This window comes from Mycobacterium mantenii (genome assembly GCF_010731775.1).
Taxonomy (GTDB): domain Bacteria; phylum Actinomycetota; class Actinomycetes; order Mycobacteriales; family Mycobacteriaceae; genus Mycobacterium; species Mycobacterium mantenii.
Genome location: NZ_AP022590.1, coordinates 6,072,616 through 6,096,087, shown reverse-complemented (window position 1 = coordinate 6,096,087; position 23,472 = coordinate 6,072,616). Strand labels below are relative to the sequence as shown.

General features: G+C 66.3%; 26 protein-coding genes and 1 tRNA gene. 6 read left to right on the top strand and 21 right to left on the bottom strand.

Annotated elements, in window-relative coordinates:
* The 3 genes from G6N50_RS28285 to G6N50_RS28275 are packed head-to-tail and all read right to left on the bottom strand — an operon-like array spanning position 1 to position 2,851.
* A complete protein-coding gene (locus G6N50_RS28285; protein ID WP_083092863.1) occupies positions 1-1,254 on the bottom strand; it encodes a metal-dependent hydrolase family protein in 1,254 nt (417 codons plus the stop codon).
* Positions 1,251-1,586 (bottom strand): hypothetical protein, encoded by a 336-nt coding sequence (locus tag G6N50_RS28280; RefSeq protein ID WP_179970075.1) that lies wholly within the window; start codon positions 1,584-1,586, stop codon positions 1,251-1,253. Before G6N50_RS28280 ends, G6N50_RS28285 begins: the two co-directional genes overlap by 4 nt.
* The gene (locus tag G6N50_RS28275; RefSeq protein WP_083092864.1) at positions 1,583-2,851 is read right to left on the bottom strand and encodes an aromatic ring-hydroxylating oxygenase subunit alpha; all 1,269 of its coding nucleotides are present in this window, start codon (positions 2,849-2,851) and stop codon (positions 1,583-1,585) included. The genes G6N50_RS28280 and G6N50_RS28275 overlap by 4 nt, the downstream gene beginning before the upstream one ends.
* Before the next feature lie 185 nt (positions 2,852-3,036).
* On the opposite strand from G6N50_RS28275, the gene G6N50_RS28270 reads away from it, so the two are divergent.
* Complete coding sequence (locus tag G6N50_RS28270) at positions 3,037-4,437, top strand: aldehyde dehydrogenase (protein WP_083092866.1); 1,401 nt, start codon at positions 3,037-3,039, stop codon at positions 4,435-4,437.
* Positions 4,438-4,441: 4 nt separating this feature from the next.
* Here G6N50_RS28270 and G6N50_RS28265 read toward each other — a convergent pair whose 3' ends face one another.
* The gene (locus tag G6N50_RS28265; RefSeq protein WP_083092868.1) at positions 4,442-4,636 is read right to left on the bottom strand and encodes a long chain fatty acid-CoA synthetase Faa4p; all 195 of its coding nucleotides are present in this window, start codon (positions 4,634-4,636) and stop codon (positions 4,442-4,444) included.
* An 842-nt stretch (positions 4,637-5,478) separates the two neighbouring features.
* On the opposite strand from G6N50_RS28265, the gene G6N50_RS28260 reads away from it, so the two are divergent.
* Positions 5,479-5,694, top strand: a complete 216-nt coding sequence (locus tag G6N50_RS28260) for a hypothetical protein (RefSeq protein ID WP_067827239.1) — start codon at positions 5,479-5,481, stop codon at positions 5,692-5,694.
* Between the two features lie 30 nt (positions 5,695-5,724).
* Here the strand turns inward: G6N50_RS28260 and G6N50_RS28255 are convergent, their stop codons facing one another.
* The 8 genes from G6N50_RS28255 to pgm all read right to left on the bottom strand — a co-directional run bounded on the left by G6N50_RS28255 (position 5,725) and on the right by pgm (position 13,653).
* Complete coding sequence (locus G6N50_RS28255; RefSeq protein WP_083092871.1) at positions 5,725-7,389, bottom strand: hypothetical protein; 1,665 nt, start codon at positions 7,387-7,389, stop codon at positions 5,725-5,727.
* Positions 7,390-7,445: 56 nt separating this feature from the next.
* Positions 7,446-7,916: a hypothetical protein gene (locus tag G6N50_RS28250; protein WP_083092872.1), complete on the bottom strand. Its 471-nt coding sequence runs from the start codon at positions 7,914-7,916 to the stop codon at positions 7,446-7,448.
* Positions 7,917-8,028: 112 nt separating this feature from the next.
* Positions 8,029-9,246, bottom strand: coding sequence for an NAD(P)/FAD-dependent oxidoreductase (locus tag G6N50_RS28245; RefSeq protein WP_083092874.1), 1,218 nt, complete (start codon positions 9,244-9,246; stop codon positions 8,029-8,031).
* A 4-nt stretch (positions 9,247-9,250) separates the two neighbouring features.
* Positions 9,251-9,391, bottom strand: a complete 141-nt coding sequence (locus G6N50_RS28240) for a ferredoxin (RefSeq protein WP_232068851.1) — start codon at positions 9,389-9,391, stop codon at positions 9,251-9,253.
* Positions 9,392-9,435: 44 nt separating this feature from the next.
* A complete protein-coding gene (locus tag G6N50_RS28235) occupies positions 9,436-10,350 on the bottom strand; it encodes a metal-dependent hydrolase (protein ID WP_083092875.1) in 915 nt (304 codons plus the stop codon).
* Between the two features lie 281 nt (positions 10,351-10,631).
* A tRNA-Ala gene (locus G6N50_RS28230) sits at positions 10,632-10,704 on the bottom strand.
* A gap of 43 nt (positions 10,705-10,747) precedes the next feature.
* On the bottom strand, positions 10,748-11,968 hold the full coding sequence (locus G6N50_RS28225) for an MFS transporter (protein WP_264028717.1): 1,221 nt from the start codon (positions 11,966-11,968) through the stop codon (positions 10,748-10,750).
* A gap of 53 nt (positions 11,969-12,021) precedes the next feature.
* Positions 12,022-13,653 carry a phosphoglucomutase (alpha-D-glucose-1,6-bisphosphate-dependent) gene (gene pgm, locus G6N50_RS28220; protein WP_083093119.1) on the bottom strand — a complete coding sequence of 544 codons (1,632 nt, stop codon included), beginning with the start codon at positions 13,651-13,653 and terminating at the stop codon, positions 12,022-12,024.
* A gap of 101 nt (positions 13,654-13,754) precedes the next feature.
* Between pgm and crcB (G6N50_RS28215) the strand changes: the two genes are divergently transcribed.
* Positions 13,755-14,153 carry a fluoride efflux transporter CrcB gene (crcB, locus tag G6N50_RS28215; RefSeq protein WP_083092878.1) on the top strand — a complete coding sequence of 133 codons (399 nt, stop codon included), beginning with the start codon at positions 13,755-13,757 and terminating at the stop codon, positions 14,151-14,153.
* An 11-nt stretch (positions 14,154-14,164) separates the two neighbouring features.
* The gene (gene crcB, locus G6N50_RS28210; protein ID WP_083093121.1) at positions 14,165-14,533 is read left to right on the top strand and encodes a fluoride efflux transporter CrcB; all 369 of its coding nucleotides are present in this window, start codon (positions 14,165-14,167) and stop codon (positions 14,531-14,533) included.
* A gap of 18 nt (positions 14,534-14,551) precedes the next feature.
* On the opposite strand, the gene G6N50_RS28205 is transcribed toward crcB (G6N50_RS28210), so the two are convergent.
* The 4 genes from G6N50_RS28205 to G6N50_RS28190 are packed head-to-tail and all read right to left on the bottom strand — an operon-like array spanning position 14,552 to position 17,248.
* Positions 14,552-15,178 (bottom strand): GNAT family N-acetyltransferase, encoded by a 627-nt coding sequence (locus tag G6N50_RS28205; RefSeq protein WP_083092880.1) that lies wholly within the window; start codon positions 15,176-15,178, stop codon positions 14,552-14,554.
* A gap of 42 nt (positions 15,179-15,220) precedes the next feature.
* Positions 15,221-15,577, bottom strand: coding sequence for a DUF488 domain-containing protein (locus tag G6N50_RS28200; protein ID WP_083092882.1), 357 nt, complete (start codon positions 15,575-15,577; stop codon positions 15,221-15,223).
* Positions 15,578-15,599: 22 nt separating this feature from the next.
* A complete protein-coding gene (locus G6N50_RS28195; RefSeq protein ID WP_083092883.1) occupies positions 15,600-16,298 on the bottom strand; it encodes a mycothiol-dependent nitroreductase Rv2466c family protein in 699 nt (232 codons plus the stop codon).
* Between the two features lie 32 nt (positions 16,299-16,330).
* Complete coding sequence (locus tag G6N50_RS28190) at positions 16,331-17,248, bottom strand: HpcH/HpaI aldolase/citrate lyase family protein (protein ID WP_083092885.1); 918 nt, start codon at positions 17,246-17,248, stop codon at positions 16,331-16,333.
* Positions 17,249-17,554: 306 nt separating this feature from the next.
* On the opposite strand from G6N50_RS28190, the gene G6N50_RS28185 reads away from it, so the two are divergent.
* Both G6N50_RS28185 and G6N50_RS28180 read left to right on the top strand, forming a co-directional pair.
* Positions 17,555-18,121, top strand: coding sequence for a hemerythrin domain-containing protein (locus tag G6N50_RS28185; protein ID WP_083092887.1), 567 nt, complete (start codon positions 17,555-17,557; stop codon positions 18,119-18,121).
* A 40-nt stretch (positions 18,122-18,161) separates the two neighbouring features.
* Positions 18,162-19,625, top strand: a complete 1,464-nt coding sequence (locus G6N50_RS28180) for a protein adenylyltransferase SelO (protein ID WP_083092888.1) — start codon at positions 18,162-18,164, stop codon at positions 19,623-19,625.
* 3 nt (positions 19,626-19,628) lie between these two features.
* On the opposite strand, the gene G6N50_RS28175 is transcribed toward G6N50_RS28180, so the two are convergent.
* The 5 genes from G6N50_RS28175 to G6N50_RS28155 all read right to left on the bottom strand — a co-directional run bounded on the left by G6N50_RS28175 (position 19,629) and on the right by G6N50_RS28155 (position 23,469).
* Entirely contained in the window at positions 19,629-20,456 is an 828-nt protein-coding gene (locus G6N50_RS28175; protein WP_083092890.1) for an LLM class F420-dependent oxidoreductase, read from the bottom strand.
* A gap of 32 nt (positions 20,457-20,488) precedes the next feature.
* Positions 20,489-22,054, bottom strand: a complete 1,566-nt coding sequence (locus G6N50_RS28170; protein ID WP_083092891.1) for an adenylate/guanylate cyclase domain-containing protein — start codon at positions 22,052-22,054, stop codon at positions 20,489-20,491.
* Positions 22,055-22,116: 62 nt separating this feature from the next.
* Complete coding sequence (locus tag G6N50_RS28165) at positions 22,117-22,527, bottom strand: DUF4267 domain-containing protein (protein ID WP_083092892.1); 411 nt, start codon at positions 22,525-22,527, stop codon at positions 22,117-22,119.
* 58 nt (positions 22,528-22,585) lie between these two features.
* A complete protein-coding gene (locus tag G6N50_RS28160) occupies positions 22,586-22,858 on the bottom strand; it encodes a hypothetical protein (protein ID WP_083092893.1) in 273 nt (90 codons plus the stop codon).
* Positions 22,859-22,872: 14 nt separating this feature from the next.
* Positions 22,873-23,469: a TetR/AcrR family transcriptional regulator gene (locus tag G6N50_RS28155; protein WP_083092894.1), complete on the bottom strand. Its 597-nt coding sequence runs from the start codon at positions 23,467-23,469 to the stop codon at positions 22,873-22,875.
* Between the last annotated feature and the right edge of the window lie 3 nt (positions 23,470-23,472).

Here is a 23,472-nt window from a genome sequence, read left to right as displayed (position 1 = left end):
TTACGCCGCGGGGGTTTTGTAGATCTGCCCGCTTTTCATGACAAAGCGGACGTCGAGGGTCGTGCCGATGTCGTCGAAAGGGTCTCCGGGGACGGCGATGATGTCGGCCAGGTAGCCCGGGGCCAGCCTGCCCAACTCGTCGTCGGCCTCGATCAGCTCGGCGGCCACCACGGTGGCCGCGCGGATCGCCTGCGCGGGCGTCATGCCCCGTTCGACCAGCGCGCCCAGTTCCTCGGCGTTTTGGCCATGCGGGATGGCCGGCGCGTCGGTGCCGCACGCGATGCGCACGCCGGCGTCAATCGCCTTGGGCAGCATCGCCTTTGCCTGCGGGAACACATCGAGCGCCTTCTTGCGGAGCTCCGGCGCGATGCGGTCGATGGCCATGGCGTCGGTCAGGTACGTGGTCGACACCAGGAACGTGCCGTGGTCGACCATCATCTGGATGGTCTCGTCGGAGGCCAGGAAGCCGTGCTCGATGCAGTCGATCCCAGCGCGGATGCACGCTTGTATTGCACTGTCCCCCACGGCGTGTGCGGCCACCCGGACCCCGGCCCGGTGGGCCTCGTCGGCGATCGCGGCGAACTCGGCATCGGAGTACTGCTGCGCGCCGGGCGCGGTGCTGTGTGACATCACCCCGCCCGAGGCGGACACCTTGATCAGCTTGGCGCCGTGCCGGATCTGGTAACGCACACAGGCGATCACGTCGGGCACCCCATTGGCGATTCCCTCGGCCACCGACAGCGGCATGATCCCGGGGGCCAACCGCTGGAAGACCGTCGGGTCCAGATGCCCGCCGTACGGGGTGACGGCGTGGCCGGCGGGATAGACGCGCGGCCCGGCGTGCCAGCCCTGGTCGATGGCGCGCTGCAGCGCCACGTCGAGCAGGTATCCCCCGGTCTTGACCATCAACCCGAGATTGCGCACCGTGGTGAACCCGGCCTCCAGGGTGGTGCGCGCGTTGACCGCGCCGCGCAGCGTGCGATACGCGGGGTCGTCCTGCACGCCGTGCATCGGCGCGGGTAGGCCCTCCGGGCCGCCGGGCCCGCCGATGAGCAGGTTGAGCTCCATGTCCATCAGTCCCGGGAGCAGCGTGACGTCGCCGAGGTCGATGATGGTGGCCGAGTCCGGAAGTAGCTCTTGGGGATTGATCGCGGTGATGCGTTCGCCGTCGATCACCACTTCCGCCGGCGTGTGGATCTTGCCGGTCACGACGTCAGCCCATCGCGCCGCCCGCAGCACCGTCAGGTCGGTCATGGAACGGGCTCGGACACGCAGTCCAGGGTCGACGCACCCGAGTCGGGGACGCGGGGCTGTTTCCAGCATTCCACCGGGAACGACACCATGATCATGGAATAGAGCAGGTGCATCAGATTCTGGACGTCCTCGGGCAGGTCGTCGAGAGAGAACTTGTCGCAGAACGCCAGAGCCTCTTCGGCCCGCGGTGTGATCGCGTCGTAAAAGGCCTTCATCTCCGTCATGGAGCTGGCCAACCTCTTGGCGTAGCGTTCGGGTTCGCTGGGCAGACACCAGTCCGCGAAGCGTTCGAGGTCGGCGAACTCGGCGGGCAGCATCGGCATCGTCGTCACACTCCTGCCGTGGAAGTCCGGCGATAGTCATCGATCCAGGCGGCGGTCTCCTTGTGTAGGTGACGGATCAGGACCTCCTGGTCGCAGAGCAAGAAGTCGTCGATCACCCGTGATTCGAGCATCGTCTGGGTCGCCTCGAGCGTATTGGCGTCCTGCAACCCGTATTCCTTGAACGACACCGCCGCCAGTTCCTGGGCCACCCGCTCGCGCGGGGTGCGCGGCGCGGGGAAGTACAGCGTGCCCTCGAAAAGGTGGCTGTTGTAGGACGTCGGCCAGTAGTGGTAGGTCAAATACCAGCCCTGACCCCAGAATAGGATGACGAAATTGGGGAACAGCTGGAACGAATCCAGGCCCCACGGATCACATTTCGCGGGGTTGAGCCCCTCGGGCAGCGGCCCCAGATCGGGCTTGTCCCAGGGGCCGAACAGCCCGCTCTGGCAGATGTCCTCCATCGGCTTGCGCATCTCTTCGGCCATTTCCCAGGCCCGCACCCCCGAGGTGCTGACCAGACGGTGTGGTCCGTCCAGCCTATAGTGCGGGGCTTCAAAACCCGCCTCGGCGGCCGCCTTCGAGTACGCGGTCGGCGACTGGTTCGCATGCAACACGGGCGCGTGATAGAACTCCTGGAACGCGTCCATGTAGAGCTTCCAGTTCGCCTTGACTTCCGAGCGGTAGTACCAGCGGGACGTCATCTTGTCGAAGGGGTAGCCTTCCAGCCCGGTGATCATGGGCCCCAGGAACTCTCGCAACGACTGTTCGGGCTGCTTGGCGAAATTGACGAAGATGAAGCCTTCCCAGACGTCGCAGTGCACCGGCACCAGGCCGTAGCGACTCTTGTCGAGGTTGAAGAACTCCTCCTCCTGCTGCACAAAGGTGAGGTTGCCGTCCAGGTCGTAGCGCCAGGCGTGGTACTTGCAGGTGAACTGCCGGCACACGCCCCGCGTTTCTTCCTGGGGCATGTCGTTCCACACCAGCTTGTTGCCGCGGTGGCGGCACACGTTGTGGTAGGCCTTGATGTCGCCAGATGTCGTGCGCACCAAGATGATTGAGGTATTGACGACCTTCAGTTCCCGAGTGAGGTAACTGCCCTTGCGTGGAAGCTGTTCAACGCGACCCACATTGAGCCAGGCCCGTTTGAAGATGGCTTCGCGTTCCAGCTCGTAGGTCTCGGGGCTGATGGAATCCTCGTACGACACCGGGTCGGTGCCCAATTCGGGGTAATGCTCGGTCCAGCTGCCCTCCGGCGGTTTGGGGAATCGAGCCATGATCGCTCCTTATGCAGTTCAATCTCACCGACGTCTTCGGCACCCAGCCCCTCACGGCTCCACTGGCTGCGCGAAACAACCACCTGCGCACTGGTTTCACCGATCCCTGAGAGCTCCGTCACGGCCGACGGTATATCCTCGACCCATCAATAGCAAGTAGTTGATATTGGCCTCGGGAGGCGCGGATGGACCACAAGCTGCATGTCATCTCACCACATACCGAGGAATCCATCGCCGAGGTCGATGCGGCGGGGCCCGACGACGTCGACGCCGCGCTTGCCGCCGCGCGCGCGGCATTGACCTCGGCGCCCTGGGCCCACAGCGAACCGTCGGAACGGATCGCCGCCATCCGGCGGCTGGCCGACATCTACGACCGGCGCCGCCCCGAGATGGCCAATACCATCACCGCCGAGATCGGCGCACCGATCAGCTTCGCCCAGCGCGCCCAGGTCGGCCTGCCCGCGTTCATGATCCGCGCGTTCTGCGACCTGGCCGAGCGACACCAGTGGCAGGAGACCAGGCCCGGGTTCTTCGGCACTGACGTGCTGGTCCGCAAAGAGCCCGTCGGCGTCGTCGCGGCGATCATGCCGTGGAACATGCCCCAGTTCCTCATCGTCACCAAACTGGTGCCGGCGCTGTTGGCCGGCTGCACCGTCGTGCTCAAGCCCGCGCCCGAAAGCCCGTTGGACGCGCTGCTTTTAGGCGAGATGCTCGACGAGGCCGGCCTGCCACAAGGCGCCGTCAGTGTGCTGCCCGGCGACGCCGAGCTCGGCGCCTACCTCGTCGCCCACCGCGGCGTGGACAAGGTGTCCTTCACCGGCTCCACCGCTGCGGGTCGCGCCGTCGCCACAGCCTGCGCGGCCAACCTGACCAAGGTCAGCCTCGAACTCGGCGGCAAGTCGGCGGCGCTGGTTCTCGATGACGCGGCGCCGGAGAAGGTCGCCGCCGGGGTGCGATCGGCCAGCCTGTCCAACAGCGGACAGATCTGCAACGCGCTGACCCGCGTACTGGTGCCCCAGGCGCGTCACGACGAATACGTCGACGCGCTCGCCGCCGAGATGGGCGGCCTTCGCGTCGGCGACCCCAACGACCCTCAGACCCAGCTCGGTCCGCTGGTCTCTCGCCGCCAGCAGCAGCGAGTACGCGACTACATCCAGGTCGGTCAGGACGAGGGCGCGCGGTTGATCGTCGGCGGCAGCGACATGCCCGACGGACTCGACCGCGGCTGGTACGTCAAACCCACCCTGTTCGCGGCGGCCGACAACGCCATGCGCATCGCCCGCGAAGAGATTTTCGGCCCCGTCATCACGGTCATCCCGTACCGCGACGAGGACCAGGCGGTCCAGATCGCCAACGACTCCGACTACGGCCTGGCCGGATCGGTCTGGAGCAACGACATCGACCGGGCCCTGGCATTGGCGACGCGGATCCACACCGGCACCGTCGGCATCAACCAGGGCTACACAATGGACCCGTTCGCGCCCTTCGGCGGCGTCAAGGGCAGCGGTTACGGCCGAGAACTCGGACCCGAAGGGCTCGACGGATACCTCGACACGAAATCGATCGCGATCGCGCCGGGCGGATGAGTAACTAGCCGGTCTCGCTGGCGACGTACACCGCGACGTACCCGATGGGGATGCCGGTCCAGGTCGCGATGCATTCGCGTGCCGCCAGCTCCACGCTGGCCCGGCTGGTAGCGCGGGTGGCCCTGCCGACTTCGGGAATCCGGATGATCCATCCGTCTGCGTCGCGAGTGATTTCGATATCGAAGCACTGGCCGACCATCGGACACTTCACGCGGGGAGCGACCCGCTGGCGGCGGGCGCTACGCAACGATTGACGTCGCAGCAGTGTGGGCTGAACAGACATGGCTGCTTTCCTGAGTCGCGAACGAACCGCGGGCAAGATTAATCCGCATCGAGGCGAAAACCTAATCGGCGGTCTCGGCCCGGTAACGGTGATACCCGTAGGTCAGCGCGGGGCGCGTCTCGCTAGCCGCCGCAGGCCTCGAATTCCTTGTTGCGCCGTACGACCGGATGGTGACGCGCTTCGGGGTAGTCGGCCCAATTGTCATCGGCTCGACCCGATTTCGGCCGTGGGCTTTGGCACGGTAGAGGGCTCGTCGGCCCGGCTCACCAGCCCGTCGATGGGCTCGCCCGCGGCACCGATCGCGTAGCCGACGCTGCAGGTGACGGTTATCGAGTGTTGACCAAACCGGATGGGGGTTTTGGCCTGGGTGGTGGCAGTACGAGCCGCAACGCGGCCCGTCGAAACCGTCGAACCCCTGCGCGCTCTTCAGCCACGCCAGCTTCTCGCCGACGATGTCGATGACCGCCATCGGAACATCGAACAGGCGTCGCGCCAGGCGGGTGATGCGGTCGAAGCGCTCTTCCGCGGGTGTCCGAGCAAGCCCACGCGCCGCACGGCGGCCATGCGCTGCGTTTCATTCGGTGCGTACGCTGCTTCGGGCATTCGCCGTCCATCCAAGATCGCTCCGGTCAGAGCATCCCAAAACCACCACGGCACTCCGGTGCGGTAACCGAAGGGCTGTCGACGTGGCCTCTCTACTGTGACGTAGACCACATCCGGCCGCAGTGTGTTGCGGGCGTCACACCAAAGGAGATTTCATGGTTGGCGTGGATCGTTCCAGGAAGGCCGTGATCGCCCCTCGTGCCGGCGCGGCGGTCAATTCACACCGGCTGCTCGTCGCCATTCTGACCGTCACCGTATTCATCTGCGCGATCGTGGGCGTCGTCGCGGCCGCGATGATGGGGCAAAGCACCGCCGCTCTCCTCATCGCGCTCGTGGCCGGTGGATGGTTCTCGGCCGCCGCCCTCTGCTGACCACATCCGCGGCGGCGTCGCGCCACCAGGTCATGCGCTGACGTCAGACTCGTTACGGTCGTCAGCAGAGCATTGCCGAAGCCGGCGCAATGTGTCGGGATCGCTCCGCACACACAGGCGGCGTCGCCCGTCTTCGTCGACGTCGACGCCAACGGGCAACTCGTCGCCGCCCGCGCCGGCCGGGTCGACGAGAAGCTGCAGTTCGTCGGAGTCGACGAACAACACGGCATCATCGTGCGACAGCCGCCACGGATGGCCATCGGTGAGCCACCGGCCACCGACGACTCGAATGTCGCCATTGTCTGACTGGTCTTCGTCCGCATCCGCCTCGACGCAATCGATCCACAATTTCGCCGGCACCGGACGGAAGTACACCGCGAGGCGTTGGCGGTTCAGGTCGAGGTCGACCGGCATTCCGATCGGAGGAAGCGAAGTGCCCTCGGGTTGGTCGTTCAGCGATTTCTTGACCTGACGAGAACCGACGCCCGTGCCGAACCAGTCGATGGTGAGGACGGTGGTGACGTACTGAGCGATCGCCAGGGTCAATAAACCGCCGGCCCCGGCGGCTCCAACTCCAGCGGCCCCCGCCACCCAGGTCACCGGCAGCGCGAGCAGACCGACGATGGCCGCCGCACCCGCAGCCGTGGCCACTTTGCCGGCGGCGGTCAGGCTGAAGTCCGCGTTGACGTCCGGCTCGGAGTTCTGCGCGGGTCGCACCCCCACGGTTCGCGGTAGCCGGTCGAATCGCTCGCGAACTCGCTTGACTTCCGCCTCGTATTCCTCGGTGCTGAGGTGACCGGCGCGCTTCTTCCGACCGGCCAGACTCAGCGTCTGTTCGAGGAGCTCGATGCTGTCTATGTCCTCCCGCAGTAGTTCTTTGCCCTTGGGGTCGCGCGGAATGCCGCCGAGGCCCATTTCGTACGTCACCTTGAAGTTGGCCTTGAAGTCGTAGAGCTTGCTATCGGCGCTCACGGTGCCGTCGACGACCAATCGACCGTCCTCGGTTCGCGGGACGATGTCGGCGTCGAGGGCGTCGAGACTGCGGTCCTGTCCGCCGATGCTGATGGTCTTCGGACCCGCCAGCGCACACGGTGCCTCGGGGTCGAAGTCGCCCTCGTCGAGATCGAAACTGTTCATCACGGTGTCACGGACCTGCCGCAGAATGCTCCATCCGGTGACGGCCAAAGCCGCCCTCTCGCGGGGGTTTTCGGCGAGGACCGACGCGGGTAGCTCCTCACCAGCGGGCAATTCGCGCAGTGTCTGCAGCTGCACCACCATGGATTCCTCGGCGGCCTCGCCGACGTCGAATCGCTGCACGATAGCGTCGAGTTTCTTGACCGTGCTGTCGTCTGCGGCCTCCGGGTCGACGTCCACCGGCGACGGCAGCAGCGCCTGAATCCCGTTGTCTCCCATTGCCTCCAGTTGCGGGCGGACCGCATCGGCGATTTGGGCGGCAAGCGAGTCGAGCACCCTCGTGCGGGCTTCATCGTCGGAGAGGCCGGGGTGCTGCAATTTCTCCAGGTTCACCATCAGCTCCCCGGCGATGCTGTGGGTTATCCAGTAGGCCTCTGCGTAGTCGAGTTCCCAGCTGATCCGCGGGTCTTGTCCGCCGAGAACCGTGAGCCCGCCTTCACGCCGTTCGATGTGCGGACCGAACAGCCACCCCACGTGCTCATCCGGCAACGGGTTGGCCACCAGTACAGGGGCATCCTGGGCGGTGAAGTTCAGTGCGATCGTCTGCTTGCCGGGCTCTAGTTGGTGCGGCTCGAGCTGGTCGTGATTGTCAACCGCCCCAACAGCGGAATCTCGTTGTACACGATCTCGCGTGACTCTCCGGCACGCGGACCATCCGGGATCGTGATCGTCGCCGGGGGCAGCGATACCAGTGGGATGCAGGTAACCGAATCGATGACGATTTTTGAATCGAAAATCGCCAGGTCTATCGCGAAGTGCCGCAGCGGGTCGCGGAGTTCACCGTCGACTTCCTCCTGCCACAGCCGCCGACGAGAGTCGAGGACGAACCAGACGCGATCCAGGGTGAGGTCAAGGGTGGCCGTCGCGGAGTAGCCGGCGCCGTCGACGGACTGCGTGTACTTGTCGCCGCTGAACATCTCGACCGTCTGATCCTGCACGCGTTCGCGATGAATCTCGATGATCGTGTCGGGGCGATGCATGTGGTGACTCCGTCCCTCGGCGGCGCGCATGGTGCCGTCGTCGCGCATGCGGTTATGTCGGTCCGATCAGTTGAACGCCGGTCGGCTTGTGGATGCTGTACCCAAAAAAGCGTGCCTCGAGTCACTTCAGGTTCATGGGGAGTAACGGACGTCCACTTGGCTAATCCGGTCGGCTCGGCGGGAATTCGGCGCGCTTCTCGATGGCCTCCCGGTAGGCATGTACCCGGCCCGGGATCGTCCCGAGCACGGCGATGGTGCGACCGCTCCGCCCGTAAGCGCCGACGAATTCCCAGCCGTCCGGATTCCCTTCGATGACCTCTACAGCGTCGTAATCAGTTGGCACGCCCAGCATCTGCAGCTTGACATCGTATTGATCGGACCAGAAATACGGCACCGCGTCGAAGGCTTCGGCATGCTCGGGCCCGGCCAGCAGTGTGCGCGCCGCGGCCTCGCCCTGACGTGCCGCGTCGTCCCAGTGTTCGGTACGCAGATGCCGCTCGTAGAGCGGATGCCACCAGCGCGCCACGTCCCCGGCGGCGACCACAGTGCCGTCGCCGGTGGTGCCCTCGGCGGCGCCGGTGGCATCGCAGACCACCCCGTCGTCCAAATGCAGACCCGACCCGTCCAGCCAGCCCGTGGCGGGCGTCACGCCCAGCCCGAGGATGACGACGTCGGCCGGGACGTGCGAACCGTCGGTGAGTCGAACTGCTTCTACCCGCCCGTTGCCGACGAATCCGTCGACGCCCACGCCGACGCGCAGGTCCACGCCATGCTCGCGATGCAACTTCGCCCAGTGCGGCGCCAGCTCAGCGCCTAACGCTTGAACCAGCGGACCGGAGGCCTTCTCTACGAGCACCACATCGAGCCCCAGCAATCGGCAGGTCGCGGCGACCTCGCTACCGATGAATCCGCCCCCGACCACCACAACCCGAGGACGCGAACCGAGTCGTTCCCGGATGGCTAGACAATCCTCGACCGTCCGCAGCAGAAGCACCCCTTCGGGAGCCTGGCCGCCCGGCCATTCGCGCGGCTCGGCGCCACTGGCGATGACAACTCCGTCGAAATCCAGGGACAGGTTCTGGCCATCGTCGCGGACCTGGACGGTACCTGCGGACATGTCGACGCCGACCGCGGTTGCGCCTCTGAGCACCCGCGCATCCATGTCGAACTGCGGCGCCATGTCGATGCCCGCTCGGTGCACCTGGCCGCTGAGCAGCTTCTTCGACAACGGCGGCCGATGGTAGGGCGCCTGTCGTTCGGCACCGACGATGGTGAGAGCGCCGTCGTAGCCGTCCCGTCGCAGCGTCTCCGCCGCCCGCATTCCGGCCACCCCAGCGCCCACGACGACGACCTGCCGTAGCCGACGATTCGTGGGCATCGCGTCAGTCCTCCACCACGATCGCCCGTGTGGGGCAGGACACTTCGGCGGCTTTCAGCGGTCCGCGTAGCTCCCGCCGTGGCTGCTCTTGGAGCAGGTGCAGCCCGTCCTCGCGTACGTCGAAAACCTCGTGGCACAGGCTCATACAAACGCCGTTGCCATCGCAGGTGTCAAGGTCCACCGAAACCTTCATCGCACTGCGGCCTTTCCTTCTATTTGTGCCCGTTCGCGGGCGGCCTTCGCCGCCGGCGAATTCTTGATGTACTCGACCGCCATCTCAGTGACCGCTTCGGGGCCCGGATGATGCCGGGGTCGCATGTACCTAGCGGGTTGCGTCACCATCAGCTGCCAGGGACCGGGCAACTTGTACTCCCGGGCCGCGCGCAGCCAATCTCGCCAGCGCCACTTCTGATCGATGGTCGGGTCGTGGGCCATCAGGTATTTCGCTCCGGCAATCCACCAGCCGTAAAACAGCGGGGTGGTCATCAACATCGAGAAGGCTCTGATGAAATAGTTGCCGCAGACGTGCTGGTAGACGTCGAACACCAGTGAGCGGTGTTCGACCTCCTCGGCGCCGTGCCAGCGCAGCAGATCCAGCATCATCGGGTCAGTTCCGGCGTAATCCAGGCCGCGGTTCTGCAGCACCCATTGGCCCAACATCGCGGTGTAATGTTCCAGCGCTGCCACGTCGGCCAGACGCCGATACAACCACCAGCGCTTCAACGCCGGTGGGAAGAATTTCGGCGGATCACCCAGCGACGCCGACAGCATTTTCCGGAGCCGCGAGGTGTACGGCTTGGTGTCGATGCCCTGTTCGGCCAGGTGGTCGAGCACCACCTGATGCGCCCACGCGTGCCAGGACTCCTGTTGGATAAAGGGTTTGATCGCCGCCTCCAACTCTGGGTCATCGACCAGCGACGACGCCTCGAGAACGGCCTTGATGAAGTGCCGCTCCCCTTCGGGTAGCAGCAGATGCAGGACGTTCATCATGTGCGTTGAGAACGGGTCGTCGGGCACCCAGTGCAGTGGCGTCTCGGACCAGTCGAATCGGACCATCCGGCGGTAGCGCGGGTGTCCGTCGTGGTGAAGTTGGACCTCGGGCATTAAAAACTCCTCCCGCCGACCGACCGTTGCAGTGTCGGTCGATCCCTTCTCGTCCCAGGAAGGTCGACCCGCGGCCGAATCGGACTGCAAGCGCGGATTCGCTGCGAACAACCGTTCACTCGGCCGCGTACCCGCCCGAGTGGCCGGTTATGCATACCGGCGGTACCAGGATGCTGAGAGTTGCCCTGCTTATTGCGCTGCGGGATCCGGATCGACGCCATTCGCGGCGTCACGCTGCACCGATGGAAACGATGACGCGGGATGCGGCCCGCGGTACTCGGTGGAGCTAAGGGGACTCGAACCCCTGACCCCCACACTGCCAGTGTGGTGCGCTACCAGCTGCGCCATAGCCCCGAGAAGTCGTGCCCATCGAAGTTACACCACCGGCAACCGCCGTTCAAAGTTGCTGCTCAGGCAGGTTCAACGTGTGCGGAGACGGCAACGGGCCGGGCTCCGGGACGGGCACCGTCCGCGTTTCCGGCGCCGCCACCCAGCCGACGGCGGCGATCAGCAGAACGACCCCGCTGATGGTGAAGCCCCAGCCGTAGCTCACCCGCTCGGCCACCCAGCCGAGCGTCATCGAGCCGACGATGGCGCCCAGATCGGACATCATCTGCACCGCGGCCACCGGGCTGCCCGCACGTGCCTCGCTGCCCAAGATGTCGGCGACCGCGGCCTGCATCGGCGACATGTAGATGCCCGTCACCGCACCGACCACCACCGCGACGACCAGAAACACCGACAACGACGACACGGCGCCCAGGAAGACGGTCGCCACACCGGACAACGCCAGACCCACGATCATCAACGTGCGCCGTCCCATCCGATCGGACAGGTAGCCACTTGGGATCATGGCCATCGCATTGCCTCCGGCGAACGCCGCAAGCGCAATGCCGATGATTCCGACGCCGCGCCCCATGACGTCGGTGATGAACAGCGGGATCAGCGCGACGCGAAGCCCGAAGGCCGACCAGCCGGTCGCAAAGTTGGCCCCCAGCGACGACCAATAGGCGCGGAACCGCAGCGCCTCTCGCATGGTCACCGTCGATCGCGTCGGCGGTCCCGGGGCGGCCAGGGCCGAATTCCGCAGGCTGAAAAACAGCACCACCGCCACGCCCAGCAGGGCGACGCCGTACACGATGAACGGAGCGGTCAGCCCCCAGCCGGCGGCCAGTGCGCCGACCGCCGGCCCACCCACCGCGCCCACCATGAACGACGTGGTGAACAGACCCGCCACCCGTCCGCGCGCGTCGGGCGGGCTGATATGGATCATCAGTCCCAGCGCCGAGACGTAGAACATCGTCGACCCGACGCCGCTGATGACGCGGTACACCAGTAATTGCCAGTAAGCCTGGGAAAACGCGCACGCGGCGGTGGCGACCGCGACGATCAGCATGCCGCCGATGTAAATCCGGCGCTCCCCCAGCCGCTGCACCAGCTGGCCGCTTATCGGCGCGAAACACAGTCGGCTCAACGAAAAGACGGTGACCAAAAATGTCACCGCCTTGATGCTGACCCCGAAACTGCGGGCGAAAGACGGCAGCGCCGGCGAAATCACCCCGTAGCCCAGCGCGACCATGATATTCGCCCAGCTGAGGATCCAGACTTCGCGCGGCAGACGGGTAGAACGCAGCCCGCGCCCCCCGGTGCGGGTAAGGCGAGGGGAAAGGGTCACCCGATGACTTTATTAACCACCTCGCGCGCGCTTTCTTGCACCTCCGCTAAATGCTCGGGCCCGTGGAAAGATTCCGCATAGATCTTGTAGACGTCCTCGGTTCCCGACGGTCGCGCGGCAAACCACGCATTGGCCGTCGTCACCTTCAATCCACCCAGTGGCGCGCCGTTACCGGGCGCTGCCGTCAGCTTCCCGGTGATCGGCTCCCCCGCCAATTCCGTCGCGGTCACCTGGTCTGCGGAGAGCTTCGACAGGCGGGCCTTCTGGTCCCGATCGGCGGGCGCGTCGACCCGCGCGTAGAACGGCGTGCCGTACTCGGCGGTCAGCCGTTGATAGCGCTGGGACGGACTCGATCCGGTGACCGCGAGGATCTCCGATGCCAGCAGCGCCAGGATGATGCCGTCCTTGTCGGTGGTCCACACCGAGCCGTCCCGCCGCAGGAACGACGCGCCGGCCGACTCCTCGCCGCCGAAACCGATGGTGCCGCCTATCAGGCCGTCGACGAACCACTTGAATCCGACCGGCACCTCGATCAGCTTGCGGCCGATGCCGGCGACGACCCGGTCGATCATGGACGAGCTGACCGCGGTCTTGCCGACGGCGATGCCGCCCGGCCACGATGGCCGCTGGGTGTAGAGGTATTCGATGGCCACCGCCAGGTAGTGGTTGGGGTTGAGCAGCCCACCGTCGGGCGTGACGATGCCGTGCCGGTCGGAGTCGGCGTCGTTGCCGGTGGCGATCTGATAGCGGTCCCGGTTGGCGATGAGCCCGGCCATCGCGTCCGGCGAGCTGCAGTCCATCCGGATCTTGCCGTCGTGGTCGAGCGTCATGAACCGCCAGGTCGCATCGACCAGCGGATTGACCACGGTCAGATCCAGGCGGTGCCGCTGCGCGATCTCACCCCAGTAGTCCACGCTGGCCCCGCCCAGCGGATCGGCGCCGATTCGGACGCCGGCCGCGCGGATGGCGTCGATGTCGACCACGTTGGGTAGGTCGTCGACGTAGTTGCCCAGGTAATCGTGGCGCTGCACGGTCTGCAGCGCGCGGGCCAGCGGAACGCGCTTGACCCCCGCCCCGTCGCGCAGGATCTCGTTGGCGCGCTTCGCAATTGCGTTGGTCGCGTCGGTGTCGGCCGGGCCGCCGTTGGGCGGGTTGTACTTGAAGCCGCCGTCGGCGGGCGGGTTGTGCGACGGTGTCACGACGATTCCGTCGGCCAGCGCCTCGGTGCGCCCGCGGTTGTAGGTGAGGATGGCGTGGCTGATTGCGGGCGTCGGCGTGTAGCGGTCGCGAGAGTCGATCATCGCGACGACGTCGTTGGCGGCCAGCACCTCGAGTGCCGACACCCAGGCCGGCTCGGAGAGCCCGTGCGTGTCCCGGCCGATGAACAACGGGCCCGTCGTGCCGTGCGCGGTGCGGTACTCGACGATGGCCTGGGTGATCGCCAGGATGTGTGCCTCGTTGAACGCCCCGGCCAGGGCCGACCCCCGGTGACCCGACGTGCCGAAAGCCACCTGTTGAGCGACGTCGTCGGGATCGGGTTGAACCGAGTAATACGCCGTCACCAGGTGGGGCAGATCGACAAGGTCTTCGGGCTGGGCCGGTTGACCGGCGCGAGGGTTGGCCACCATGGTCTCAATTCTGCCCGTCTCCGCGTGCCCCCGGGCTGCGCCGGTCTGGACTTCGGCCATACGCTGCGTAGCGCACCGGCGAACGAAGGGGATCAACACCAGTGGCGCAACTGGACTATCGCGAATTGGCCGCGGTGTTTGCCGGCGGGGCGCTCGGCTCCCTGGCCCGTGCCGCGCTGAGCACGCTCGCCGGCGGTGACCCGGCGAGCTGGCCCTGGCCCACGTTCGCGGTCAACATCGTCGGGGCATTTCTGGTGGGTTACTTCACCACCCGGCTGCTGGAGCGGTTGCCGACGTCGAGCTATCGGCGGCCGCTGCTCGGCACCGGATTGTGCGGCGGTTTAACCACTTTCTCGACGATGCAGGTCGAGACGCTGAAGATGGTCGAACACGGCCATTGGGGGCTGGGCGTGGGCTACAGCCTCACCAGCATCGTGCTGGGACTGCTGGCGGTGCACCTGGCCACCAAGTTGGTGCGCCGAGTACGGGTGCGCCGGTGAGCGCGGCCGCGGTGACGACGGCTCTGGTCTGGGTCGCCGTCGTGGTCATCGGCGGCATCGGGTCGGTGCTGCGTTTCGTCGTCGACCGCACGGTGGCACGCCGGGCGTCCCGGCCGTTTCCGTTCGGGACCCTTGCCGTGAACCTCAGCGGCGCATCGCTTTTGGGCTTCCTCGGCGGCCTGGCCCTGAACAAGGACGCTGCGATGCTGGCGGGCACCGCCTTCGTCGGCGCCTACACCACGTTCTCCACCTGGATGCTGGAAACGCAGCGACTCGGCGAGGAGCGCCGACTGTACGCCGCACTCGCCAACATCGTCGTCAGCGTCACGCTCGGCGAAGCCGCGGCGTTCATCGGACAGCAGCTCGCGGAGCAGCTTTGACGCCCGCGGGCCCGGCCATCAGGTATCGCGCTGACGCGGGACATCACCGGGGGTGCGCGGCAGCACGTACAGCGCCATCCGCCGGTTCGCCATGTCATGCTCGCCGAGAAAGGCGCAGCCGCTGCGCTCACAGAACTTACGCGCCAATGCGTTGCGATGGTCGGGATCGAACATGATGCGGCGACACCGCGGATCGAGGGTGAGGACGCTGGCCACCAGATGCGGCAGCAGGAAACTGACGTGCCCGCGTTCGATGTGGTCCAAGTCGGCGACCGCGACGTGCAAACCCAGATCGTGGGGATCATGCTCATATCGGTGGGCGATGGAATCCTTTGCCGCCCTGTAGATTTCGATGTACGCGCGGTCCACGCCGTCCAGCGTGGCGATGAGCGGGCGCGAAAACTCGCCTTCCAATTGCGCCTGGAGGTAGCGACGCCACCGCGCCACCGGCCAGTTGGACTCCCAGGCCTCAACCAGATGCGGCCGACTCATCCACTCCGAGACCATCTCGGCGTCGGCGTCCGGGTCGGCAACGCGCAGACCGTACGGCGCGGGCAGCTGCGGGATGGGCGGCGGCGGGACCGCGCGGACCGCCTCGGGAAGGTCGGTCAGTTCCCGCGGAAGGATGGGTCCGGCATTGGTCATGTCAACGGCACGAGCCTACGACGCTGCCGGTTCGGAGCCGGGTCAGTGGGCCTTGAGCAGCTGGGCCAGGACGGCCGCCTGGCTGATGTCGAGCTCGCGGGTCGCGGTGACCAACGTGACGGGGCCGCGCTTGGCGAGCTTGCGCAGCTCGTCCAGGGCGCTACTGTCGCGCAGTTCGGACTTGTAGCGTGACGCGAATTCGTCGAACCGGTCCGAATCGTGCTGGTACCACTCCCGGAGGTCCTTCGACGGGGCGATGTCCTTGCACCAGATCCCGACCCGCGGGTCGTCTTTGCGCACGCCCCGCGGCCAGACGCGATCGACGAGCACGCGCTGCCCTTCGTCGGGGCCGACCTCGTCGTAGACCCGCGCCACCCGGATCCGGTTCTTGGCGCTCACCCTTGCCAGCGTAGCGATGAACCTAGGTCCCTTGGCCCGTGAAGCGCTCGACATTGATGACCTCACCGCGGTTGATGCTGACCCAATCGCGCCCGCCCAGGTAGGGACGCAGGCTTCGGCCGATGAGCTCGACATCGGCGGCCGACTTAGGCCGCTGCAGCTCGTACACGTGGGGCAGCTCGGCCATGCCGGTGACCACCTCCCACAGCCTCAGGGCCTCGGAGCCGGTCGGCGGATCCACCAGCACCGGCCCAAACAAGCACTGTCCCAACAGGAAAAGCGTCGGCACCCCGTAGCCACCGGCATCGACGACCCGCTGATGATCACGGTGTATCTCGTCGTGGGTGGTCGGGTCGTCCAGCGCCGCATCCAACACCGACGCCTCGACACCGATGTCGCTCAGCAAGCGTCGGGCAACCGCGGGGTCGTGGGGTTTGCCGCCGAGAGTGTGCAGTTCACGCCCGATCGCGGCGTACCACCGATCCAGCAGCTCCATATTCGTCCGGCGCAGTAGCGCACCGATCCGCATCAACGACCATCCATAGGACCACTCCCGCTCCCACGGATGCTTCTGGCCCTCTGACCGGTTGATCTCCTCGAGGCTGAAGAACCGCCAGTCGACGGTGATGCCGAGTTGCTCGCGAACGTCGCGGATCCACAAAGAGGTCTGGTAGGCGAACGGGCACATCGGGTCGAAATGAAAATCCACCACAACGCTCATCTCGGCTCCGTCCTGCCGCTCAGTAGGGACGCTCAGTAGTGATACGTATCCGACGGGGCGGGCGAGTGATCTCGTTCTTCCTTGTCGATGTCCAGCGCTTCGATGCCATACGCACGAGCCAGCTCGAGAATCTTTGTGGCCCGGGCGATGCGGGGCAGATCGGAGCCGTTGCGGATTTCTCCCCCGTCGCGCTCGAACTCGGCGAAAAACTCTTTCGCCCAGGAGATTTCGTCCTGCGAGGGCGACAGCCCCTCATTGACGACGGCACACTGGTCGGGTGTCAGGCAGATCTTGCCGGTCATCCCGAACTGGGTGGACACCGCGGTGGCCTCGATCAGTTTCAGTGGATTGGAGCCGATGGTAGGTCCGTCGATCGCACTGGGCAGGTCGGCGGCCTTCGAGGCGATGGTGAAGCGTGACCGCGTGTACGCGAGGGTGGCCGGATCGTCTCCGAAGCCGGTGTCGCGGCGGAAGTCGCCGATGCCGAAGGCGAGCCGGAACGTGCCCTTGGTCGCGGCGATCTCGGTGATGCGTTCCAGGCCCCGCGCCGTTTCGACCAGGGCCACAATCGGCACATCGGGCAGGCGCTTCGCGGTCTCGGTGACGTGGTCGACCGATTCGACCATCGCCAGCATCACCCCGCCGACCGGGGTGGTGGCCAGGGCGGCCAAGTCGTCCGCCCACCAGGGGGTGCCGAAGCCGTTGATGCGGACCCAGTCGACGTTGCCGGCACCCAGCCAACCCACCACGTTGTCGCGGGCGGCGTGCTTGTCCTTGGGCGCCACCGCATCCTCGATGTCGAGAACGACGATGTCAGCGCGCGAATTCACCGCAGATTGGAACCGATCGGCATGCGCACCGTTGACCAGGAGCCAACTCCGGGCGAGTACCGGGTCGATGCGAGAGCCGATGTCTTCGGCCTCGGCGGTGCTGTTGACCTGCTCGTACATTTCAGCTGATCCGTCGTCTCTGTGCATCGGTGTCAGGATTGTTGCCCTAACCGTAGCGATTATCCCGAACCGGTGGTCCCAGATGCCCTGCGTAAAAAAAGACAGTTCGGACCGGCCACGGCGCGGTGGCGGCCCGATCGACCTGCGGCATCACCGAAATGGTTGCATCACAGCGCAATACGGGCTTTACCGATGCCCCGACACGCTGTGGCGTTTAGCAGCGAGTATGCCGGGTATTTCCTGCTCAAGCCGCGCACACAGCCCACAGTGCGCAGTCCCACTCCCAAGTCATTGGAGGTACCGGCGATGGGAGATCTCATTGTTGAGTCCCCTGAGGAAGTTGTCGCATTCCTGAAAGCGCAACACAACCTCATCGAGGACATGTTCGACCAAGTGCTGCACGCGTCGGATCCGAAAGCGCGTGAGGAGCCGTTCGCAACGTTGCGCCAGTTGCTGGCCGTCCACGAGACGGCCGAGGAAATGGTCGTGCATCCGCGTGTGCGGCGCGAGGACGGTGACGGCGACGCCATCGTCGATGCCCGGCTCAAGGAAGAGCACGAAGCCAAGGAGCTGCTGTCGGCGATCGAGAAGCTCGATATCACCTCGGACCAGTTCATCAAAGAGCTCACCAAATTGCGCGAAGCCGTGCTCGAGCACGCCCGGCAGGAGGAAGACCAAGAGTTTCCCGTCTTGAAACGCAAGGTAGACACCGACGACCTCAAGCGAATGGGCGCGGCAGTACGCGCCGCCGAGGCCATCGCGCCGACGCGCCCCCATCCCGGCGTGGAATCGGCGAAGCTGAACTTCGCGCTCGGCCCGTTCGCCTCGATGCTCGACCGCGCCCGCGACCTCATCGGCAAAGCCCTCGGTTAGGGCACCCGGCGCGGCTTCGGGTTTCCGTAGGCTCGATGAGATGAGTGTTGCCCCGGATACCACCGTTGCCCTCCACGACCGGTTCTTGCGCGAATTGCCGGAGATGGCGGTCCGCTGGCAGGCCGAGACCTTCCCCGAGTTGCGGTTGCTGGTGCTCAATGAGCCACTGTCCGCGCAGTTGGGCCTCGACGCCGCCTGGCTGCGTGGCCCCGAGGGGCTGCGCTTCCTGGTCGGCAACCTGGTGCCCGGCGGCGCCACTCCGGTAGCCCAGGCCTACGCCGGGCATCAGTTCGGCGGCTTCGTCCCCCGGTTGGGCGATGGGCGTGCGCTGCTGCTCGGCGAGCTGGTCGACGGCGACGGGCGGATGCGCGACGTCCACCTCAAGGGTTCCGGTGCCACACCGTTCGCCCGCGGCGGAGACGGCCTGGCCGCGGTGGGGCCGATGCTGCGCGAATACGTCGTCAGCGAGGCGATGCACGCCCTGGGCGTGCCGACGACACGATCGTTGGCCGTGGTGGGTACCGGGCGTTCGGTCCATCGCGAAGAAACGCTGCCCGGCGCGGTGCTCACCCGGGTGGCCGGCAGCCATCTGCGGGTCGGCAGCTTCCAATTCGCCGCATCCACCGGCAACGCGGACCTGCTGCGCCGCCTTGCCGACCATGCGATCGCCCGTCACCACCCCGCCGCCGCCGAGGCGGCGAACCCCTACCTCGCCTTGTTCGAGGCGGTCGTCGCCGTTCAGGCCTCGCTGGTTGCCCAGTGGATGCTGCTCGGATTCGTCCATGGCGTGATGAACACCGACAACACGACGATCTCGGGCGAAACGATCGACTACGGACCGTGCGCCTTCATGGAGGCCTACGACCCCGACACGGTCTTCAGTTCGATCGATTTCTGGGGTCGCTACGCCTATGGCAACCAACCGGTGATCGCCGGATGGAACCTCGCCCGCTTCGCCGAAACGCTTCTTCCGCTGCTCGCGGAGAACTCCGAGGAGGCGATCGCGATCGCCGAGCAGTCATTCGGGGTTTTCCATACCCGCTATGACGCGGTGTGGGGTTCCGGGATGCGCGCCAAACTCGGCCTGCCCGCCGGCATCGACGCCGAATTCGCCACGGTGCTGATCGAGGAACTGCTTCTGCTGCTCAAGCAGAACCACGTCGACTACACCTCGTTCTTCCGCCGGCTCAGCCACGCGGCGCGAACGGATGCCGAACCCGTCCGCGGATTGTTCATGGACCTCGCCGGCTTTGACGCGTGGTTGACGCGTTGGCGCGCCCTGGGTCCCGACGCCGACGCGATGGACCAAACCAACCCGGTCTACATTCCGCGTAACCATCTGGTCGAGGAGGCTCTCACCGCCGCGACGGCCGGCGAACTCGGCCCACTGGAACAACTACTCGCCGCGGTCACGGAGCCCTACACGGAACGGCCAGGCCTCGAACGCTACGCCGCTCCCGCCCCCGAGGACTTCGGCAAGTACCAAACCTTCTGCGGCACTTAGCTTTTACGCCCCCTTCGCGAGCTCGGCCTGTAGCTCGTCGAGGCGGCGCAGCGTCTGGTCGCGGGGTTCGGTGGGCAGGTCGACCAGTAGGTGCTCCAATCCCAGGTCGCGGTAACCCTCGAGTTCTTTCGCCGTCGGCTCACCGCCGTGGAAGTGGATCACCGGCACGTCCTTGCCGGCCACGTCACGCAGTTGGACAAGCGGGGGCGCCAATTGTTCTGCTGACGCCGTCATCGACAGCCAGCCCCCGTTCAGCCGGGCGATGCGCTTGAAGCCCGCCGGCCCTCCGCCGAGATACAGCGGCGGATAGGGCTTCTGGACCGGCTTCGGCCAGCTGTAGATGGGGTCGAAGTTCACGAATTCGCCGTGGGATTCCGCCTTTTCGTGCGTCCAGATCTCGATCATCGCGTCGAGTCGCTCGTCAACGACGCGTCCCCTGACCGACGGGTCGACACCGTGATTGGCGATTTCCTCCCGTAGCCAGCCCACCCCCACGCCGAATCGAAATCGCCCCTGCGACACGAGATCCAGCGATGCCACCTCTTTGGCGGTGTGAATCGGATCGCGCTGCGGGACCAGCGCGATCCCGGTTCCCAGAAGCAGGTTCTCGGTGACCGCCGCCGCGGCCGTCAGCGCCACGAACGGATCCAGCGTGCGGTAGTACTTCGGCGGAATCGGGCCACCGCTCGGGTACGGGGTCTTGGCATCGACCGGGATGTGTGAGTGTTCAGCGAGGAACAACGATTCGAAACCGCGCTCCTCGAGTGCCCTGCCCAAGTCCACCGGGCCAATGCCGTCGTCGGTAACAAATGTCAGCACACCGAAACCCATGATGCTCAGTCAACCGCATCACCGCTCGCCTGTCAGCGCGAACTTGCTCCTGCGGCCACTTGGCCGCGTTCGGTGACCGGGGCCAACCGCGCCATTCCGCGCAGGATCCACGGCGTGCGCTTCGCTATCACCGCCATGGCGCGATCCGATCGACGCATCGACGTTCGCGGACCGGGCGTGGGCGCGGCGGCCAGCTGCACTTCGCGAGATTCCCTGCTCGCTCGGTCAACGGCGACCAGTTCCCAGGCGCCGGGGACACCACGCAACTCGACGACACCGCGCTGTTGGAAACCGATCCCGGAGCCGACGACCAAATCACGAACCGTGCGTGACACCAGGATCTCCCCGCCATCGGCTTGCCCAAGGATCCGCGCCGCGATGTGGACTGCGATCCCGCCGATGTCGGCATCCAGGAGTTCGCACTCGCCGGTGTGGATGCCGATGCGAATCTCGATGCCCAGCTTCTCGGCGTCGTCGCGCAAATTCTCGGCGCATCGGATGCCCTGGGTCGGGCCGTCGAACGTGACGAGGTAGCCGTCACCGGTGCTCTTTACCACCGTCCCGCCGTATCGTTCGGTGGCCTCAGCGGTGATGTCGCCAAAGCGCTGCAGGACCGCGCGCCATCGCTCGTCGCCGGTTGCCGCCACCCGTTCGGTCGACGCGACGATGTCGGTGAACAGCACGGTCCGCAGGGCGCGACTCAACGGCGCCGGGGTCGCATGGCTGCCGGTGAGAAGTTCCTCGATCTCGGTCGCGATTCTGTCGGGATCGGTGAACCACGGAGCGTGATCGGTGCCGTCGAGCTCGACCATGCGCGCACCGGGGATGTGGTCGGCGAGGTACCTGCCTGCTTGCACCGGAACGCCGGGGTCTCGCCTGGCGTGCACGATCAGCGTGGGCATGGTGAGGGTTGGCAGGATCGGCCGGACATCGATGTGGAACGCGGCTTCGAGCGTGGCCCGCGCCATTCCGGGGCTCGCGCACATCCGCTCGAGCATTCCCAGCTGGCGCACTGACCGGACCGACGGCAGCAGACACTTGAGTGCCTCACCGCTTCCCCACGCTGACAAGACAGCCCGCCCGAATTTCTGGAAGCCGATGATCTGGTCCTCGGAGGGCGTGTACTCCTCGCCGACCTCGCGTATGGAGCGCGCCCGGAGCTCGGCCGGATCGGCATTGAGGTCATCCCAACCTTCGCTGGGGAGATACGCCGCCGTGCCGGTGAGGATCAGCGCCCGCGTTCTCTCCGGTCGCGTCGCGGCGAACAGGATGGCCGCCGGGCCACCCTCACTCACCCCGAGCAGGGCCGCCCTGTCGAAGCCGGCGGCGTCCATGACGGCCTCGATCTCGGCCGCCCGGTCGTCCAGCGTGCGGACCTTTGGAACGGGGTCCGACAGCCCGACGCCGGCTTTGTCGAAGAGGATGACGCGGCAAAACGTCGCGAGGCGCTCCATGAAGGCCTTGAACTCGGGCATGGTCCAGTACAGCTCGACGTGGCTGGCGAACGAGCCAGCGAAGACGAGGTCGACCGGCCCGTCCCCAAAAACCTGGTACGCGAGGCTGAGATCCCCGCAGTTTGCATACGCCGTCTCCGGCACGCAATGAGCGTACCGATTGCATCAAGGTCTAGGACAGCAAATACTTACTGCTTCGCTTCAGCTCACGGCGCCGGTTCTTCGGGTGCCGCCCGGGTTGCCGTCCGGATGGTCGGACGTACCGCGCCCCAGAGCCCGGCGGCGACACCGACGGCGGCGCCGCCCAGGCCGATGATCTGCTGCGAGGGCTTCAACTTGCTGTGCACGCTCATCCCGCCGACCAGGTCGGCCACGTCGGCACCGGCTGAGGCCAGGAACCAGCCGCGGGTGTTCTTACCGCGCAGTGCCGCCGACGCGAGCAGGACACCGATCAACGCGTCGCGATAGCCCATCGATCGCAGCAACAACTGCGCGGTCGGTGTCGGCTCGTCCGGGTCGCCCCACAGCTTGTTTGCGCGGAGCGGGTCGACGAGAAAGGAAACGCCAGAGGCAAGTCGGATGGTGCCCGCAAGAAGGCCGAACCGGTCGATTGACATGCTCTGAGAGCCTAGGAGCAAACCGTCCGATCGTGCACGCATTCCCACCGTGAGTCGCTCACGGCGCCGGGCAGGCGTCAGCGATCTGCAGCGATGCCGGCCACAGCACCGTGGCCAGCCCGAAGGCCATGGCGTCAGCGCCGGTGGGCGACACGGCTTCTATCCGCGCCTGAATCCGCTGAGTCGGGTCGGGGTGAATCACGGTCCACGCGAACCCAATACACAGGTATGGAATCGCCAGCCACGCCGCCAGTTCGATCAGCCCGCCGACGCTGACCTTGTGGCCGAGGATGCGCCGAACCGGGTCCATCGCGTGTTCGATTCCGCCCATGACCGCACTCCCCGCTACCGCAACACCAGTTTCAGAGCGTAGTCGACGACGACGTCTAGATCGGCGCCCAGATGGCCGGCGAGCCACTGCTGCGCGAGCTCGGCCATGGCGCCCGTGTACAGGGCCGCGGCCACCTCCGCGGCGACCGGATCCGAATCGGGATTGAGACGCCAGCCTTCGGTCAGCACACCCTCGCGCAGCAGGTCCTGCGTCGCGCGACGCCGGGCGGCCAGCACCGGGTTGGTGCGGGCATCGGTGAACAACACCCGGCCGCGGCGCGGATCGGCCGAGGAAAAGCCGAGCACCGCCGCGATGCCGGCCCGGGTCCGGGCCCGCAGCGAATCCCCCGCCTGCTCGACGGCGGCCTCGATCACCTCGCTGAGCTGCTCGCTCACCCGGTCGTACACCGCGCCGAGCAGATCGTCGGTGTCGCCGAAACTTTCGTAGAAGTACCGCGTGTTCAGTCCGCATTCCCGGCACACCGAACGCACCGAGACGGCCGCCTCACCCCCGCTGCCGAACAGTCGATAGGCGGCCTCGACCAGCAGCGCACGGCGCTCGGCGCGGCGGTCCTTGAGCGGTATACCGGCCCACCGGGTGGGACTCGACATCCC